General features: G+C 66.0%; 1 pseudogene. It reads left to right on the forward strand.

What is annotated here, in order from left to right:
- Positions 1-65: 65 nt before the first annotated feature.
- Positions 66-1,207: pseudogene (locus GO615_RS27630) on the forward strand (IS3 family transposase); the annotation flags it as partial.
- Between the last annotated feature and the right edge of the window lie 161 nt (positions 1,208-1,368).

The raw sequence follows: 1,368 nt of genomic DNA on the forward strand, positions 1-1,368 counted from the left end.
TGAGCTTGCCCCCATAAAACGGACGCCATGAAGTGCGGTTCTAAGGCTTCATGGAGGAACGTGAGATGAAAACGAGGATACCGAAGCGGGTCTACACCGAGCAGTTTCGAGAGTCCGCGGTGCGGCAGGTGATCGAGGCCGGACGCAGCGCGAGCGAGGTGGCGCGCAGTCTGGATATTTCGCCGAAGACGTTGGGCAACTGGGTGCGCCAGGCGCGCCGCGGCAAGCCGCTGGTCAAGCGCGCGGCAGCGGTACAGGTCGATGAGGCCCAGGCCGAGCTGAGCCGCCTGCGCAGCGAGGTGGCACGACTAAGGGTGGACAACGAAATTTTAAAGCGGGCGGCGGCGTACTTCGCGAGGGAGTCGCGGTGAAGTACGCCTGGATCGCCGGCGAGCGCAGCCGCTTTCCGGTCGTGCGCCTGTGCACGCTGCTCGAGGTCTCGCGCAGCGGCTTCTATGCGTGGCAGCACCGGCCCGTATCGGCGCGGGCGCGCCGCGACGCGCAATTGGTGGCGGCGCTGCACGCGAGCTACGCGCACCACCGCGGCAAGTACGGCCGCCCACGGCTGACGCGCGATCTGCGCGAAGCCGGTTACCGGGTCAATCACAAGCGGGTGCGCCGGCTGATGCTGCGCGAAGGTTTGCAGGCGCGACGGCGGCGCCGCTTCGTACGCACGACCGATTCCCGGCATGCCCTCCCGGTGGCGCCGAACCTGCTCGAACGCGACTTCAACGCGAGCGCGCCGAACCAGAAGTGGGTGGCCGACATCACCTACGTCGACACCGCCGAGGGGTGGTTGTACGTGGCGCTGGTGATGGACCTGTTCAGCCGCCGCCTGGTCGGCTGGGCGATGAGCGATCGCATTGACACCCGCCTCACGGCAGACGCGCTCGCGCTTGCGCTCGGCCTGCGCCATCCGCCCGCCGGACTGCTGCACCACTCCGATCGCGGCAGCCAATACTGCGCGCACAACTATCGCGAGGCGCTGCATGATCGGGGCATCACGGTGTCGATGAGCCGGCGCGCGAACTGCTACGACAACGCCCCAATGGAGTCGGCCAACGGTACGCTCAAGGTCGAACGAGTTTATGACGAACACTACACCACACGCCAACAGGCGATCGACGATCTGACCGAATACATCGGCTACTACAACACCGAGCGGCGTCACAGCGCACTCGACTACGACAGTCCGGTCCAATTCGAACGGAGGTGGGCAATGCAACAGCAGCACACACAACCGGTCGGCACCGCAAGTTATCCACCGCCGCGCGCTCTGCCTGCGTATGAGGCGCCGCAGGCGCGCGCCCGTGGATAACTTGCTGCCGCAGTGCCCTTGATGGCGTCCATCAAACGGGGACAGCTTCA

It is taken from the genome of Aromatoleum evansii (assembly GCF_012910805.1).
GTDB lineage: Bacteria > Pseudomonadota > Gammaproteobacteria > Burkholderiales > Rhodocyclaceae > Aromatoleum > Aromatoleum evansii.